Source organism: Porphyrobacter sp. THAI-01a, from assembly GCF_056868655.1.
In genome coordinates this window covers 2,904,992-2,919,875 of the sequence record NZ_CP180579.1, presented here as the reverse complement: position 1 = coordinate 2,919,875, position 14,884 = coordinate 2,904,992, and the positions used below count along the sequence as shown (strand labels likewise).

Here is a 14,884-nt window from a genome sequence, read left to right as displayed (position 1 = left end):
GGGGATGTGGCATTTTTGCTACTGTCTATCATAAGTTGGCTATGACTCTTGTTAGGCGGCGCGGCGCTGATAGTTTCCCCCTCACAAGCCAAGACCGGCATCAAGACCGGCTGGAATGTGGAGAGAGGACAGCCATGACGCGCAAGTTCGCAACTTTCGCCTGCGGCCTGATGGCCTGCAGCGCATTGACCACCCCCGCCTTCGCCCAGGACGAGGATGCCGAGGCACAGGCTACCCGAAACGCCGACAACGTCATCATCGTGACCGCGACCCGGCGCGCGCAGGACGTGCAGGACATTCCGCTCGCGGTGACCGCGATCGCGCCGCAGCAGCTCGAAGCGCAGCGCGTCGTCAACATCCAGCAGATCTCGGCCCTCGCGCCCTCCTTCACCGCCAGCCAGGCGCAGCTCGCCTCGGGCTCGGTGGTGCTGCGCGTGCGCGGCATCGGGACGACCTCGAACAACATCGGCTTCGAAAGCGCGGTCGGCATCTTCATCGACGGCGCCTACCAGGCCCGCCCGGGCGTGGCGCTCAGCGAGTTCGTCGACGTGGAACGCGTCGAGGTGCTGCGCGGCCCGCAGGGCACGCTGTTCGGCCGCAACACCTCGGCAGGCGCGCTCAACATCACTAACGCCCGGCCCGATGTGACCGAGTTCGGCGGCTTCGTGAATGCCGAATACGGCAATTTCGACGAAATCAGCCTGCAGGGCGCGGTCAACCTGCCGATCGTGAAGGACACCGTCGCGGTGCGCCTGACCGGTGCCTACCGCCAGCGTGACGGCTTCCTCACGGTGGTCGACCGCACCGGCCGCGAGGTCGGCGACACCAATGATGTCGACCAGTGGCTGGTCCGCGGCCAGATCGGCTGGGACACCGAAAGCGGCCTGCGCGGGCGCATCATCGCCGACTACTCGAAGAGCCAGTCGAGTTGCTGCGGCGCGATCGAGCTCTACCAGTCGCCGCTGGTGACCGGCGGGGCCTATGGCGCGGTCGGTCTCGGGGCGAATGGCGGCAACGGCCAGCCCTTCGTCAGCACCGCCCCGCGCGACAATGCCGCCTTCGAGCGGGCGATGGACAACCGCATCGTCTCGGCGAACTTCGCGCCCGAGGCCGATATCGACAACTACGGCGTGACCGGCGAACTCGAATTCCCGGTCTCCGAGAACGCCGACCTCATCTTCATCGGCTCCTACCGCAAGTACCAGAGCTTCGAGCGTTACGATTCCGACTTCACCGGGCTCGACATCTTCAACGTGCCGGGGCTCGACCTCGAGATCGACAACTGGACCGCGGAACTGCGGCTCCAGGGCGAGACCTTCGGGGGCAAGCTCAACTACATGATCGGCGGGTTCTATTCCGACGAGCAGATCGACCAGTCGGTCAGCTTCTCGCTCGGGCAGGACTACGGCGAGAACGTGGGCGCCCTGCTGTTCCCGGCCACGAGCGGCGCGCTCGGGCCCAATCCGCTGACCGTGTTCACCGGCCGCGATCCGGCGGGCACGACCAACACCAACCGCTTCCAGCAGGACGCCAAGAGCTACGCGATCTTCACCCACAATTCGCTGGAGATCACCGACGGGCTCGAGCTGACCCTCGGCGCGCGCTATTCGTGGGAAGACAAGTCGGGCGGGTTCACCCAGACCGCGGTCAACAACCAGATCTGCCCGGCGACGCTCAACGCGATCGGCGCCGGCACCGGTCCGGCGGTGGTGCCCGCGGCGCTGCGGCCGACCTTCGTGGCGCTGGGCTGCTTCGGCTTCACCGCGCCCGCCAGCCTGCCGCAGGCCGCCGTCCTGCCGCTGCCGCGCACCTTCCAGTCCAACTTCAAGGACGAGGAGCTGATCTACACGATCAAGCTCGGCTACGAGTTCAGCCCCTTCGTGACCTCCTACGCGAGCTTCACCCACGGCTACAAGGCGGGCGGGATCAACCTCGACACCACCGCCGCGGTGAACGGCGCCGATCCGACCTTCCTTTCGGAAGAGGTCGATGCCTGGGAACTGGGCGTCAAGGGTCAGACCCCGAACGGCGCGCTGACGCTCAACATCGCGGCCTTCTACGAGGAGTTCACCAACTTCCAGGTGCTCGAGTTCACCGGCACGGCCTTCGCCACCTTCAACGTGCCGATCGCCGAGACCCGGGGCGTGGAAATCGAAAGCCTCATCCGGCCCAACGACGAACTCACCTTCAACCTCGCCGCGACCTTCCTCGAAGCGAGCTACCCCAAGGACTGCGCCGGCAACCAGACCGCGCCGCAGGTGGTGTCGCTGTGCGGCTATGACCTGACCAACGCGCCGCAGGTCGTCGCGCTGGCGGGGGCGATGTGGGAGAAGCCGATCAGCGATTCGGCGGAGTTCTTCATCACCGGCCAGGTCCGCATGGAGAGCGACCAGCGCACCTCGACCCAGGCGATCGTCCCGCCGACGGTGGCGGCGGGCTCCTCGCAGGCGGCGGTCATCGCGGCGGCCGCGGCCCAGCCGCTGATCATCGCCGACGTGCAGGACGGCAAGGCCTTCGTGAACCTGCGCGCCGGCCTGCGCTTTGCCGACGGCGCCTATGCGATCGAGGGCTGGGTCAACAACCTGACCGATGAGGTGGTGCGCGGGGTGACCTTCAATACCACGCTGCGCGGCTCGGGCGCGGCCAACTCGCGCTCGGCCTTCACCCTGCCGCCGCGCCAGTACGGCGTGACCCTGCGCGCGAAGTTCTGAGCGCGCTCGACAGTTAGCTCCGAAAAGGAGCGGGAGAGGGGGCGGTTCGCGCGGAGCGAGCCGCCCTTTCCTTTTCTCTCTCAGCTGCCGGACATTGAAAAGGCGGCCCTTTGCAGGGCCGCCTTCGCAGTTCGTCAATCTGATGCTGCCTTACATGCTGCGGGCTATGAGCATTTTCATGATCTCGTTCGATCCGCCGTAGATGCGCGCGATGCGGGTGTCGCGGTACATCCGGGCGATGGCGTAGTCGTTGATGTAGCCCGCGCCGCCGTGGAACTGGAGGCACTTGTCGACCACTTCCGATTGCAGCTCGGTCACCCAGTACTTCGCCATGCTCGCGGTCGCCACGTCGAGCTTGCCTTCGAGCAGCTTGGCGATGCAGTCGTTGACGAAGACGCGGGCCGCCGTGCCGCGCGCCTTGAGGTCGGCGAGGGTGAACTGGGTGTTCTGGAAATCCCAGATCGTCTTGCCGAAGGCCTTCCGGTTCTTGACGTATTCGACCGTCACGTCGAGCGCCTTCTCGATACCCGCGATGGCGCCCATCGCGATCACGAGGCGTTCCTGCGGCAGCTCGCCCATCAGCTGGTAGAAGCCGCGCCCCTCGATCCCGCCGAGCAGGTTGTCGGCCGGCACGAAGACGTTGTCGAAGAACAGTTCCGAGGTGTCCTGCGCGTCCAGCCCGATCTTGTCGAGCTTGCGCCCGCGGGTGAAGCCTTCCGCGCCTTCGGTCTCGAGCAGCAGCAGCGAGATGCCCTTGGCGCCCTCGTTCGGGTCGGTCTTGGCGACGACGATGATGAAGTCGGCGAGCTGGCCGTTCGAGATCCAGGTCTTGGAACCGTTGAGGCGGTAGCCGTTGCCGTCCTTCAGGGCGGTGGTCTTGATGCTCTGGAGGTCGGAGCCCGCGTCGGGTTCGCTCATGGCGATCGCGCTGACGAGATCGCCGCTGACGAGGCGGGGCAGGTATTTCTGCTTCTGCTCCTCGGTGCCGTGGCGCACGAGATAGGGCAGGATGATGGTGTTGTGGAGCGAGGCGCCGAAGCCGTCGACGCCGTATTCGCCCTGCTTGGAGATCACCACCATGTCGTGGCGGAAGTCGCCGCCGTGGCCGCCATATTCGGTCGGGACCGAGACGCCGAGCAGGCCCGCGGCCCCGGCCTCGCGCCAGAACTCGCGTTCCACCATCCCGTCCTCGCGCCATTTCTCGACCCGCTTCTGGGGCGCGTGCTGGGCGTAGAACTTGCCGACCGCGTCGGCGAAAATCGCGATTTCCTCGTCTTCCATGAAGGCGGGCTGGGGCACGTCGATGACGGGCATTTCTCGATCCTCTCTCTCAACTCAAGGAACCGTCCGCCCTGAGCCTGTCGAAGGGCTGCACTTCTCTCTGGAAGAAAAGAACGGTGCTTCGACAAGCTCAGCACGAACGGAGGTTTGTTCTTACTTGCCGGTCCAGTTGGGCTTGCGCTTCTCGGCGAAGGCCGCCGCGCCCTCGCGGGCATCGTGGCTGACGAAGACCGGTCCGATCAGCTCGCCCTGCTTGGCGTAGCGATCTTCCATCGCCCAGCCGCGCGACTGCTTCATCACCTGCTTCGACACGCGCACCGCGAGCGGGCCGTTGGCGGCGATCCGCGCGGCGAGCGCCTTGGCCCCCTCGAGCGCGCTGCCCTCGGTCACTTCGTTGATGAGGCCGAGCTGGTAGGCGCGGGCCGCGTCGATGAAGTCGCCGGTCAGCGCCAGTTCCATCGCGATCCGCTCGGGGATCTGGTCGGGGAGCATCATCACGCCGCCGGCGGCCGCCACGAGGCCGCGCTTCACTTCGGGGATGCCGAACTTGGCATTGGCGTTGGCGACCACGAGATCGCAGGCGATCATCAGCTCGAGGCCCCCGGCAAGCGCATAGCCCTCGACCGCGGCGATCAGCGGCTTCTGCGGCGGGGCCTGCACAACGCCGCCGAAGCCGCGGCCCGGAACGCTCGGCGATTCGCCGCGCAGGAAGCCCTTGAGGTCCATGCCCGAACAGAAGGTCCCGCCCGCGCCGGTGAGGATGCCGACGCGCAGGTCGTCCTCCGCGTCGAGCCGGTCCATCGCCGCCGCGATCGCCTCGGAGGCGGCCTTGGTCATGGCGTTCTTGGCTTCGGGGCGGTTGATGGTGACGACGAGGACGCCGTCCTCGACTTCGGTCAGCACTTCGGGGGCAGCGGTGTCGCTCACGGGGCTCTCTCCTATCGATTTTGCCATTACGTTTCGAAACGCAATTCTTGTGCGAGTGGTGCAGCCGGTTTACGGACGCGTCAACCGCATTTTCGCTATTCCGGGAGAGGACCACCATGGCCGAAGCTTACATCATCGACGCAGTGCGCACCCCGCGCGGGATCGGCAAGCAGGGCAAGGGCGCGCTCGCCGCGTGCCACCCGCAGCACCTCGCCGCGACGGTGCTGAAGGCGATTGCCGAGCGCAACAAGCTCGACACCGCGACGGTCGACGACGTGATCTGGTCGGTGAGCACCCAAGACGGGATGCAGGCGGGCGACATGGGCCGCATGGCCGCGCTCGATGCGGGCTACGACATCACCTCCTCCGGCACCACGCTCGACCGCTTCTGCGGCGGCGGGATCACCAGCGTCGCGCTCGCCGCCGCGCAGGTGATGAGCGGGATGGAGGATTGCGTCGTCGCCGGTGGCACCGAGATGATGAGCCTCACCGCCGCCATGAGCCAGGAGAAGATGCGCGCTGGGATCAAGCCGCCGATGATGGGGAGCTACAACCAGCGGCTCCAGAAGGTGCACCCGCAGTCGCACCAGGGGATCTGCGGCGATGCCATCGCGTCGCTCGAAGGCTTCACCCGCGAGGAGCTGGACGAGGTCGGCTATCGCTCGCAAGTGCGCGCCGCCGCGGCGATATCCGAAGGGCGTTTCGCGAAGTCGGTGGTGCCGGTGGTGGCCGATGACGGCAGCGTGATCCTCGACCGCGAGGAATATCCCCGGCCCCAGACCACCCGCGAGGACCTTGCGAAGCTCGAACCCGCCTTCCCCAAGATCGCCGATGTTCCGCTGGACGAGGCGGGCACGACCTTCCGCAAGCTGATCAACCAGAAATATCCCGATCTGGAGATCAAGCACTTCCACCATGCGGGCAATTCCTCGGGCGTCGTGGACGGCGCTGCTGCGGTGCTGATCACCTCGAAGGCCTATGCCGAGAAGCACGGCCTCAAGCCCCGCGCCCGCATCGTCGCCACCGCCAACATGGGCGATGATCCGACGCTGATGCTCAACGCCCCCGTCCCGGCGGCGAAGAAGGTGCTGGCGAAGGCCGGCCTCTCGAAGGACGACATCGACCTCTACGAGATCAACGAGGCCTTCGCCGTGGTCGCCGCCAAGTTCGTGCGCGATCTCGAACTCGACTGGGACAAGGTCAACGTCAACGGCGGCTCGATCGCGCTCGGCCACCCGATCGGTGCCACGGGGTCGATCCTGATCGGCACCGTCGTCGACGAACTGGAACGCCGCGGCGGTCGCTATGGCCTCGTCACGATGTGCGCCGCGGGCGGCATGGCCCCGGCGATCATCGTCGAGCGGGTCGACGGCTTTGTCGACTGAGGTTGCAGACAACACCCCCGTCATCATCGGCGTGGGGCAGTTTTCGGAGAGGGTCGGCGAGCCCGGCTATGCCGCCCTCTCCTATATGGACCTCGCCGGGCGCGCGCTGGCGGGGGCGATTGCCGACAGCGGGGCGACGGGGTCAGTGGCGCAGGCCATCGACACCCTCGCCGCGATCCGCGCCTTCGAGATGTCGCGGCCCGATCGCAAGCCGCCGTTCGGGGCAGCAAACAATGTGCCGCGCGCAATCGCGAAGCGCGTGGGGGCGAACCCGGCGCGTGCGATCCTCACCACCACCGGCGGGCAGACCAACCAGCAGCTCGTGGGCGAGTTTGCCTCGGCCATCGCGGCAGGCCAGAGCAGCTGCGCGGTGATCGTCGGCTCCGAGGTGATCTCGACCGTGCTGGCCCTCACCGCCAAGGGCGAGATTCCCGACTGGTCGGAAGAGATTGGCGGCGATTTCGAGGATCAGGGTTTCGGCGTCGAGGAGCTGATGGAGCCTGCGCTCTTCTCCCACGGCGCGAGCGGCGCGATCCCGCTCTACGCGCTCGCCGAGAACGCGCGGCGGCACCGGCTGGGCATGGGGTTGGAGGAATACCGGCTCGAAATCGGCAGGCTGTTCGCGCCCTTCACCAAGGTTGCCGCTGCCAACCCGCATTCGGCCGCGCCGGTGGAGCGCACCGCGGAGGAACTCGCCACCGTCACCGACCGCAACCGCATCGTCGCGGAGCCCTATCCGCGCATGACGGTCGCGCGCGACCAGGTGAACCAGGCGGCGGCGGTGATCGTCGCCTCGGCGGGGCTGGCGCGCGAACTGGGCGTGCCCGAGGACAAGTGGGTGCACATCCACGCCGTCACCGCCGCGACCGAGCTCAAGCTCTCGCAGCGGCCCGACCTCGCCGACAACCCGGCCTCGCTGGCCAGCGTAGATGCGGCGCTGGCACGGGCGGGGAAGGGGATCGCCGACATGCGCTACCTCGACTTCTATTCGTGTTTCGCGATCCCCGTGTTCAACCAGTGCGACCATTTCGGCCTTTCGGCGGATGATCCGCGCGGGCTGACGCTGACGGGGGGGCTCCCCTTCTTCGGCGGGGCCGGGAACAACTACTCGGCCCATGCCATCGCCGAGGCCGTGCAGCGGGTGCGCGGCGACCGGGGCGCCTTCGCGCTGGTCGGTGCGAATGGCGGGTGGATGAGCAAGTATGCCACCGGCATCTATTCGACGCAGCCTGCCGACTGGTCCGCCAACGATCGCTTCGCCGTGCTCCCCAAGGCGACCGACAAGGTTCCGCTCGCCAAGGAACCGGTGCCTGCCGCGACGGTGGAAACCTACACCATCAACCGCGGCCCCAAGGGCGCCGAGGCGATCTTCATCGGCCGCTCCGACGCGGGCGAGCGGGTGGTGGGCAATGCCGACCTGACCGATGCCGCCACCGCCGAGGCCTTCGAGAGCGGTGAGCCTTTCGGCAAGCGCCTGTCGCTGACGCAGGACGAGCGGGGGCGGACGGTGGGCAAGGTTACTCCCTGAACCCGTTCGCCCTGAGCCTGTCGAAGGGCCGTTCTTCCTTCGGGAGCGAGGCTCGAAAAGAAGGACGGTGCTTCGACAGGCTCAGCACGAACGAGGTTCGAGTTTACCGCCTAGCCCCGCCCAGGAAATCCAGCGCATCGAAGCCCTCGGGCGCGGGCACTTCCACGATCGGATCGTCGCGGTCATCGAACTCGGTGCGCAGCGCCCGGCTCATCACCGCGTGCATCTGGTAGAGGCAGGTGATGTAGGTGAGCTCGAGGATCTCCTCGTCGGAGAACTGGGCTTTCAATTCCGCGAAGAGTGCGTCCGGCACCCGCCCGCCGTGGCACACCAGCCGGTCGGCATAGGCGAGCACGAGGCGCTCCTTCGTGTCGAACACCTCGGCGGTCTGCCACACCGGCAGCGCGGCGATCTTCTCCTCGCTCACCCCCAGCCCGCGCAAGCTCTTGCAGTGCTGCGAGAAGACGAACTGGCTGCCCGTTGCCCATCCCGCCCAGGTCTGCCCCAGCTCGCGCAGCACCGGATCGAGCTTCCTCTCGGGCGAGCGGTAATAGGCGAAGCCTTGCGCGGCGTGGCGCAGCGTGTCGGGGGAGTTGGCGAAGACCGTCCACCAGTCACCTCGCGTGCCGGTCGCGGTGCCCGGCTCGGCCACGGGATCGCGCTCCCCGAACAATTGCGCATAGAGCGGCTGGGCGACCTTGGCGTCGGCCTCGGCGCGGGGGATTTCGCGCAGGCGCGGCATCAGGCGTCCTCCGCCATCGTCGCGGGCGCGTGGCGCACGTCCTCCGGCCCGAAGGCGCGGGTGGTGGCGGCGAATTCGAGCATGATGCCGTTGGGGTCGGTGAAATAGACCGAGCGCACGAACACCCCCTCGTGCGTCTCCTTGGCGTAGCCCGAAGGGCTGTCGTCGTGGTTGAACACCATGTGGGTGTGCGGAACGCCCGCCGCCTGCAACCGCTCGAGCGCCGCTTCCAGCTCGCTCTCCTCCATGTCGAAGGCGAGGTGGTTCATCGAGCCCACCGCCGTCTTGGCGTCGAAGGGGAACTGCTTCACCGAGGCGATCCCCGGCGCCGCAGGGGGCGCGTCCTTCCACCAGAAGAACGCGACCGCATTGCCCCCGCCCGCATCGAAGAAGAAATGCTGGCCGCCGTCGGGAAGCTCCACCGTCTTGAACAGTGGCATGCCCAAGACCTCGGTATAGAACCGCGTCGTCTCCGCCATGTCGCGGCACACCAGCGCGATGTGGTTGATGCCCTTGGTCCTGATCATCGGCTTCTCTCTCCTCCGGCGCGAGACTGCCCCGATCCGGCGCGGCTGGCAATGCTTGCGCGAATCGGCCAATTCGGGTAGATGGTTTCAATTGAAACTATCTCGCCTCCGCAGGGGATCAGCATCATGAACGTCCAGAGCCAGGATCTTTTCGACAACCCCGCCGGCCTCGACGGGTTCGAGTTCGTCGAGTTCTGCGCGCCGGAGAAGGGCGTGCTGGAACCCGTCTTCGAGGCGATGGGCTTCACCCGCGTTGCGCAGCACCGCTCGAAGGACGTGCACCTGTGGCGGCAGGGCGGCATCAACCTCATCGCCAATTACGAGCCGCGCTCGGCTGCGTGGTATTTCGCCCGCGAGCACGGCCCCTCGGCCTGCGGCATGGCCTTCCGCGTGCGCGATGCGGCCAAGGCCTATGAGCACCTCATCTCCCGCGGGGCCGAACCGGTCGCCGTTCAGACCGGGGTGATGGAACTGCGCATCCCCGCGATCCGCGGCATCGGCGGCGCGATCCTCTATCTGGTCGACCGCTACGAGGGCGCGGAAGGCGGCAACGGCCTCACCATCTACGACATCGATTTCGAATATCTCCCCGGCGTCGAGCGCCGCCCCGAGGGTGCGGGCTTCCACACCATCGATCACCTTACCCACAACGTTTATGGCGGGCGGATGAAGTACTGGGCCGACTACTACGAGACCCTGTTCAACTTCCGCGAGATCCGCTTCTTTGACATCAAGGGCGAATACACTGGCCTCACCTCCAAGGCGCTCACCGCGCCCGACGGCAAGATCCGCATCCCGCTCAACGAGGAAGGCGAGGGCGGCAAGGGCCAGATCGAGGAGTTCCTGCGCGCCTTCAACGGCGAGGGCATCCAGCACATCGCGCTCATCTGCGACGATCTGGTGACCTGCTGGGACCGCCTCCAGAAACTCGGCGTCCCCTTCATGACCGCGCCGCCCGCGACCTATTACGAGATGCTCGAAGGCCGCCTCCCCGGCCACGGCGAGGATGTCGAGGCGCTCAAGATGCGCGGCATCCTCTTGGACGGCACGACGGAAGGCGGCTCCCCCCGCCTGCTGCTCCAGATCTTCGCCCAGGCGCAGGTCGGGCCGGTGTTCTTCGAGTTCATCCAGCGCAAGGGCGACGAAGGCTTCGGTGAGGGCAATTTCAAGGCCCTGTTCGAAAGCATGGAACGCGACCAGATCATCCGCGGCGTGCTCAATGTCGAGGAACCGGCGGAGTGATCGCCGCGCGGCCCGTCCTTGCCGCGACTATGCTGCTCGGACTTGCGGGCTGCGGCGTGGCGGGCGCGCAGGACGATGACGCTGCGCCTCTGGCGGGCAAGGCCCGCGCCGATCTCTACCAGTGCGAAGGCTGCGAAGGCGCGCTCGAGGCCGATGCCGCTTCGCTCGCCAGACATGCCGAGATGGCTCCCGCCGGCGAGCCGGGCGAGCCGCTGCGCATCGAAGGCACGGTCTATGCCGCAGGCGGCAAGTCACCCGCCGAGGGTGTGGTGATCTATGCCTACCAGACAAACGCCGCGGGGCTCTATGCGGGCGGCACACCGGAAACCGAGGCCTCGCGCCGCCATGGGCGGCTGCGGGGCTGGGTGAAGACCGGCGCGGACGGGCGCTACAGCTTCGTCACGATCAAGCCCGCCCCCTACCCGGACGACACGATCCCGGCCCATGTCCACTTCACCATCCTCGAGCCGGGCAAGCGCCCCTACTGGATCGACGACATCGTGTTCGACGGCGAGTTCGGCGTAACCGACGCCTATCGCCGCAGCATGACGAACAAGGGCGGCAACGGCATCGTCCCGGCCACCCGCGACGCGCGCGGCGTCTGGCAGGTGACGCGCGACATCATCCTTGAACGCCATCCCGAGTGAGAGAGCAGAGCGCCATGACCCATCCCGTGAACCTCGCCGGCATCCACCACGCCGCCTATCGCTGCAAGGACGCGAAGGAGACGGTGGAGTGGTACGCCCGCGTGCTCGGCATGACCTACACCACCGCCTTCGCCGAGGATCACGTGCCCTCCACGGGCGAGTATGATCCTTACATGCACATCTTCCTCGATGCGGGGAACGGCAACATCCTCGCCTTCTTCGAGCTGCCGAACCAGCCGGAAATGGGCAAGGACCCGAACACGCCGCAATGGGTGCAGCACCTCGCGCTGAAGGTGCCTTCGGAGGAGGCGCTGCTGGCGGCCAAGGCGCATATCGAGGCTGAGGGGATCGACGTGCTCGGGCCGACGCATCACGGCATCTTCAAGTCGATCTACTTCTTCGATCCCAACGGCCACCGTGTGGAACTCGCCGCGGACATCGGCACGGCCGAGCAATACGAGGAACTCGCCCGCGTCGCCCCGGTGATGCTGGAGGAGTGGTCGCAGACCAAGAAGGCCCCCCGCCACGCCGACTGGCTCCACGAGATCGCAAGGGCGGAGCACGCCGCGAAGGGGTGATCCCGCGCCGCTCGCCCCCTATTCCCACCCTCCCCTTGGGGAGGGGGGTTTTAACATTTGATCCAGCGCAAAGCCCCCACGCGCCAACTCCCCCACCTTGAGCGCACTCAAGAGGGGGGGAGTCGGCCCATGCGCATCCTGTTCGTTCATCCCAATTACCGTTCCGGCGGGGCCGAGATTGCCGGGACATGGCCGCCCGCGTGGGTCGCCTATCTCACCGGCCCGCTGAAGCGCGCCGGGTTCGACGACATCACCTTCATCGACGCGATGACTGAGGGTCTCTCCGACGAGGACCTCGCCGAGCGGATGCGCGCTCTCCAGCCCGATGTGGTCGGCACCACCGCCATCACCCCCTCGATCTACGCGGCCGAGCGCGTGCTGGAGGTCGCCGCACTCACCGTGCCGCGCGCGGTCAGGGTGCTGGGCGGCATCCACGCGACCTTCATGTATGCTCAGGTGCTTGCCGAGGCGCCGCATATCGACGTGATCGTGCGCGGGGAGGGCGAGGAGATCGCGGTGGAGCTGTTCACGGCGATCAAGGAAGGCCGCTGGCCGCACGAGGCGCGCGCGATCAGGGGCCTCGCCTTCCGCGAAGGCGACAAGGTCGTCGCCACCGAGGCCGCCGACACGATCAAGGACATGGCCTCCATCAAGCCCGACTGGGACATCCTCGACTGGAACCAGTACACCTACATCCCCCTCGGCACCCGCGTCGCCATCCCCAACCTCGCGCGGGGCTGCCCCTTCACCTGCTCCTTCTGCTCGCAGTGGAAGTTCTGGCGCGACTACCGCGTGCGGGACCCGAAGGATGTCGTCGATGAAATACAGGAGCTCCACGAGAAGCACGGCGTCGGCTTCTTCATCCTCGCCGACGAGGAACCGACCATCAATCGCAAGACCTTCATCCGCTTCTGCCAGGAATTGATCGACCGCGGGCTGCCCGACAAGGTCAAGTGGGGCATCAACACCCGCGTCACCGACATCTACCGCGACAAGGAGCTGCTCTCCTTCTACCGCAAGGCGGGCCTCGTCCATGTCAGCCTCGGCACCGAGGCGGCGGCGCAGATGAAGCTCGACCGCTTCAACAAGGAAACCAAGGTCGAGGAGAACAAGGAGGCGATCCGCCTGCTGCGAGAGGCGGACATCTTCGTGGAGGCCCAGTTCATCGTCGGCCTCGACAACGAGACGCCCGAGCTTCTGGAGGAAACCTTCCAGATGGCCTGGGACTGGCAGCCCGATCTCGCCAACTGGGCCATGTACACCCCCTGGCCCTACACCCCGCTGTTCGAGACGCTGAAGGACCAGGTCGAGGTCCATGATTTCAGCAAGTACAACTTCGTCACCCCGATCATGAAGCCCGCCGCGATGGAGCGCGGGGAGCTGCTCGACGGTGTGATGAAGAACTACCGCCGCTTCTATATGAGGAAGGCGCTGTTCCACTATCCGTGGCGCGGCACCGGCTTCCGGCGGCGCTACCTGCTGGGGTGCCTGTGGGCCTTCCTGCGCGCCGGGTTCAAGCGGACCTTCTACGATCTCGGCAAGGCGGGCTACTGGGGGCCGCAGACGAAGAAGAGCGTCGAGTTCCACTTCGACGAAAGCCGCGCCGCCGCGATCGACGCCGCCGCCGACTGGGAAACCGCCGCCGACCGCGCCGCCCAGGCGCAGGAGCGCCGCGAGGCTGTCCGCAGCCAGATGAAGCAGCGGGGTGAGCAACGCCGGCGGGACCGGATCGATGTCGATTGAGGCTCGCCTTCAGGGGCGCCGCAAACCCGGCGCGCTGATCGGGCCCAATGCGGTGCTCAAGGCGGTGGAGGTGATGGAGGAGCGGCTCGGCGATGCCGAGACGCGCGCGATCCTCCTCGATGCGCAGATCCACCGCCTGCCCACGGGCGAGCACATGATCCCCGAGATCGAGGCGCTGCGGCTCCACCGCTGGCTGTCGCTGCACGATCCGATGGGCGCCTTCGTCGTTGCCGAGGAGGCGGGCCTGCGCACTGCTGACTATATCATCGCCAACCGCATCCCGCGCGCGGTCTGCTGGCTGCTGCGGCGCCTTCCGGCGATGCTGGCCGCGCCGCTGCTGATGGCGGCGATCAGGAAGCACGCCTGGACCTTCATCGGCGCGGGCGCCTTTGCCGCGAAGGGGGCGTGGGGCTTCACCATCGACCGCTCCGCCGCCGACGATCCCACCATGCCGCCCGACAGCCTGTTCCACTGGTACGCGGCAGTCTTCACCCGGCTCTACCGCGAGCTGGTGGCGGCGGGCTGCACCTGCACGGTGATCGAGCCCGGCTGCGAGATCGTGCCGCGCCGCGACTACCGCATCGCCCGCGCCTAGCTGGCGGGCGGGGTGCCGCAGGCGAGGCGGATCTCGTTCTTCTCGAGATCATAGGTGAGCTCGGAGCAGTGGGCGATCTGGTTGCGACCTATGCGGGTGAGCATGTCGACCCGCCCGCGCGGCTTGCGTTCGGATACGACGATCTCGTTCGGGTCGAAGCCCGGATCGTTCTCCCCCGCCTCGCCGACATTGCGGGCCTTGCCGTAATCCGCGAGCCGCACCGCAAAGCGGTCGATCAGCAGGTCGCCGAGTTCCAGAGGCCGGGCGAGGCGCATCATCCGCGTGCGGCGCTCCACCCCGAAACGCATCCGCAGCTTGCCCTCGCTCCCGGGCAGGAACCCGCCGTCGAACCGCGTCGCGAGCCAGTTTGCGGTCGGCGCGGTGACGACATTGTCGGTGTAATCCGTGGCGAAGATCGCCTTGAGCCTCCGCCCGTCGGCGTCGATCTCGGTGCCGACCCGCATCGCGCGCTGTCCGGCAAAGCGTTGAAGCGGGAAGCGCTGGATCGTCTGTTCCCCGACCGGTGCGGCAAGCGGCATGACGACGCGCTTGTAGGGCAGGTTATGGATGCCGATCGTGCCGTCGGCCAGCATTGTGGGCAACCCGAAGCTCCACATCACCGGCAGGGTTGCCTTGCGGTCGCCGAAATCGGCAATCCGCAATGTGCCGGCCGATTTCAGCACATCGCCATTGCCGTAATCCCAGTAGGTCTGGAAGGTGGCGCCCCACCCCAGGCGCACCACGATCCTGGGATCGATGGCCGCCGGGCCGGAGGCGTCGGCGGTGACCAGCAGGCGCAGCGGCGTGCCGTCGATCACCACGGTGATGATGTGGTCTGGCGGGAGCACCAGCTCCTCGGCGGGGGCTTTCCGTTCGGCCGTGACGATGATGCCGGAGCCGGCGTCGGGCGTGTCCTGCGCGGCGAGCGGAAGCGGGATCAGGACGAAAGCGGCGAGCAGCGGCAGACGGAATGACATG

At 67.1% G+C, this 14,884-nt stretch carries 13 protein-coding genes; 8 read left to right on the top strand and 5 right to left on the bottom strand.

The window, feature by feature from the left end; genetic code table 11:
* The first annotated feature begins 134 nt into the window (after positions 1-134).
* Positions 135-2,711 carry a TonB-dependent receptor gene (locus tag ACMX37_RS14020; RefSeq protein WP_483146519.1) on the top strand — a complete coding sequence of 859 codons (2,577 nt, stop codon included), beginning with the start codon at positions 135-137 and terminating at the stop codon, positions 2,709-2,711.
* A 150-nt stretch (positions 2,712-2,861) separates the two neighbouring features.
* On the opposite strand, the gene ACMX37_RS14015 is transcribed toward ACMX37_RS14020, so the two are convergent.
* Together ACMX37_RS14015 and ACMX37_RS14010 are read right to left on the bottom strand one after the other, a co-directional pair.
* Positions 2,862-4,025, bottom strand: coding sequence for an acyl-CoA dehydrogenase family protein (locus ACMX37_RS14015; RefSeq protein ID WP_088913234.1), 1,164 nt, complete (start codon positions 4,023-4,025; stop codon positions 2,862-2,864).
* Between the two features lie 120 nt (positions 4,026-4,145).
* Positions 4,146-4,946 carry a crotonase/enoyl-CoA hydratase family protein gene (locus ACMX37_RS14010; RefSeq protein ID WP_483146518.1) on the bottom strand — a complete coding sequence of 267 codons (801 nt, stop codon included), beginning with the start codon at positions 4,944-4,946 and terminating at the stop codon, positions 4,146-4,148.
* An 89-nt stretch (positions 4,947-5,035) separates the two neighbouring features.
* Here ACMX37_RS14010 and ACMX37_RS14005 point away from each other — a divergent pair, with 89 nt between their 5' ends.
* Entirely contained in the window at positions 5,036-6,304 is a 1,269-nt protein-coding gene (locus ACMX37_RS14005) for an acetyl-CoA C-acetyltransferase (RefSeq protein ID WP_483146517.1), read from the top strand.
* On the top strand, positions 6,294-7,832 hold the full coding sequence (locus ACMX37_RS14000) for an acetyl-CoA acetyltransferase (protein ID WP_483146516.1): 1,539 nt from the start codon (positions 6,294-6,296) through the stop codon (positions 7,830-7,832). The genes ACMX37_RS14005 and ACMX37_RS14000 overlap by 11 nt, the downstream gene beginning before the upstream one ends.
* 103 nt (positions 7,833-7,935) lie before the next feature.
* Here the strand turns inward: ACMX37_RS14000 and ACMX37_RS13995 are convergent, their stop codons facing one another.
* Together ACMX37_RS13995 and ACMX37_RS13990 are read right to left on the bottom strand one after the other, a co-directional pair.
* Positions 7,936-8,574 (bottom strand): carboxymuconolactone decarboxylase family protein, encoded by a 639-nt coding sequence (locus ACMX37_RS13995; RefSeq protein WP_483146515.1) that lies wholly within the window; start codon positions 8,572-8,574, stop codon positions 7,936-7,938.
* The gene (locus ACMX37_RS13990) at positions 8,574-9,101 is read right to left on the bottom strand and encodes a VOC family protein (protein WP_483146514.1); all 528 of its coding nucleotides are present in this window, start codon (positions 9,099-9,101) and stop codon (positions 8,574-8,576) included. The genes ACMX37_RS13995 and ACMX37_RS13990 overlap by 1 nt, the downstream gene beginning before the upstream one ends.
* Positions 9,102-9,227: 126 nt before the next feature.
* Between ACMX37_RS13990 and hppD the strand changes: the two genes are divergently transcribed.
* The 5 genes from hppD to bchJ all read left to right on the top strand — a co-directional run bounded on the left by hppD (position 9,228) and on the right by bchJ (position 13,906).
* Entirely contained in the window at positions 9,228-10,343 is a 1,116-nt protein-coding gene (gene hppD / locus ACMX37_RS13985) for a 4-hydroxyphenylpyruvate dioxygenase (RefSeq protein WP_483146513.1), read from the top strand.
* The gene (locus ACMX37_RS13980) at positions 10,340-10,990 is read left to right on the top strand and encodes a dioxygenase family protein (RefSeq protein ID WP_483146512.1); all 651 of its coding nucleotides are present in this window, start codon (positions 10,340-10,342) and stop codon (positions 10,988-10,990) included. The genes hppD and ACMX37_RS13980 overlap by 4 nt, the downstream gene beginning before the upstream one ends.
* A gap of 14 nt (positions 10,991-11,004) precedes the next feature.
* Positions 11,005-11,568 (top strand): VOC family protein, encoded by a 564-nt coding sequence (locus ACMX37_RS13975; protein WP_483146511.1) that lies wholly within the window; start codon positions 11,005-11,007, stop codon positions 11,566-11,568.
* A gap of 129 nt (positions 11,569-11,697) precedes the next feature.
* Positions 11,698-13,311: a magnesium-protoporphyrin IX monomethyl ester anaerobic oxidative cyclase gene (gene bchE / locus ACMX37_RS13970; RefSeq protein ID WP_483146510.1), complete on the top strand. Its 1,614-nt coding sequence runs from the start codon at positions 11,698-11,700 to the stop codon at positions 13,309-13,311.
* Positions 13,301-13,906 (top strand): bacteriochlorophyll 4-vinyl reductase, encoded by a 606-nt coding sequence (gene bchJ / locus ACMX37_RS13965; protein ID WP_483146509.1) that lies wholly within the window; start codon positions 13,301-13,303, stop codon positions 13,904-13,906. The genes bchE and bchJ overlap by 11 nt, the downstream gene beginning before the upstream one ends.
* Here the strand turns inward: bchJ and ACMX37_RS13960 are convergent.
* Positions 13,903-14,883 carry a hypothetical protein gene (locus tag ACMX37_RS13960; RefSeq protein ID WP_483146508.1) on the bottom strand — a complete coding sequence of 327 codons (981 nt, stop codon included), beginning with the start codon at positions 14,881-14,883 and terminating at the stop codon, positions 13,903-13,905. The two genes, bchJ and ACMX37_RS13960, sit on opposite strands and share 4 nt — an antisense overlap.
* Position 14,884: the final 1 nt, after the last annotated feature.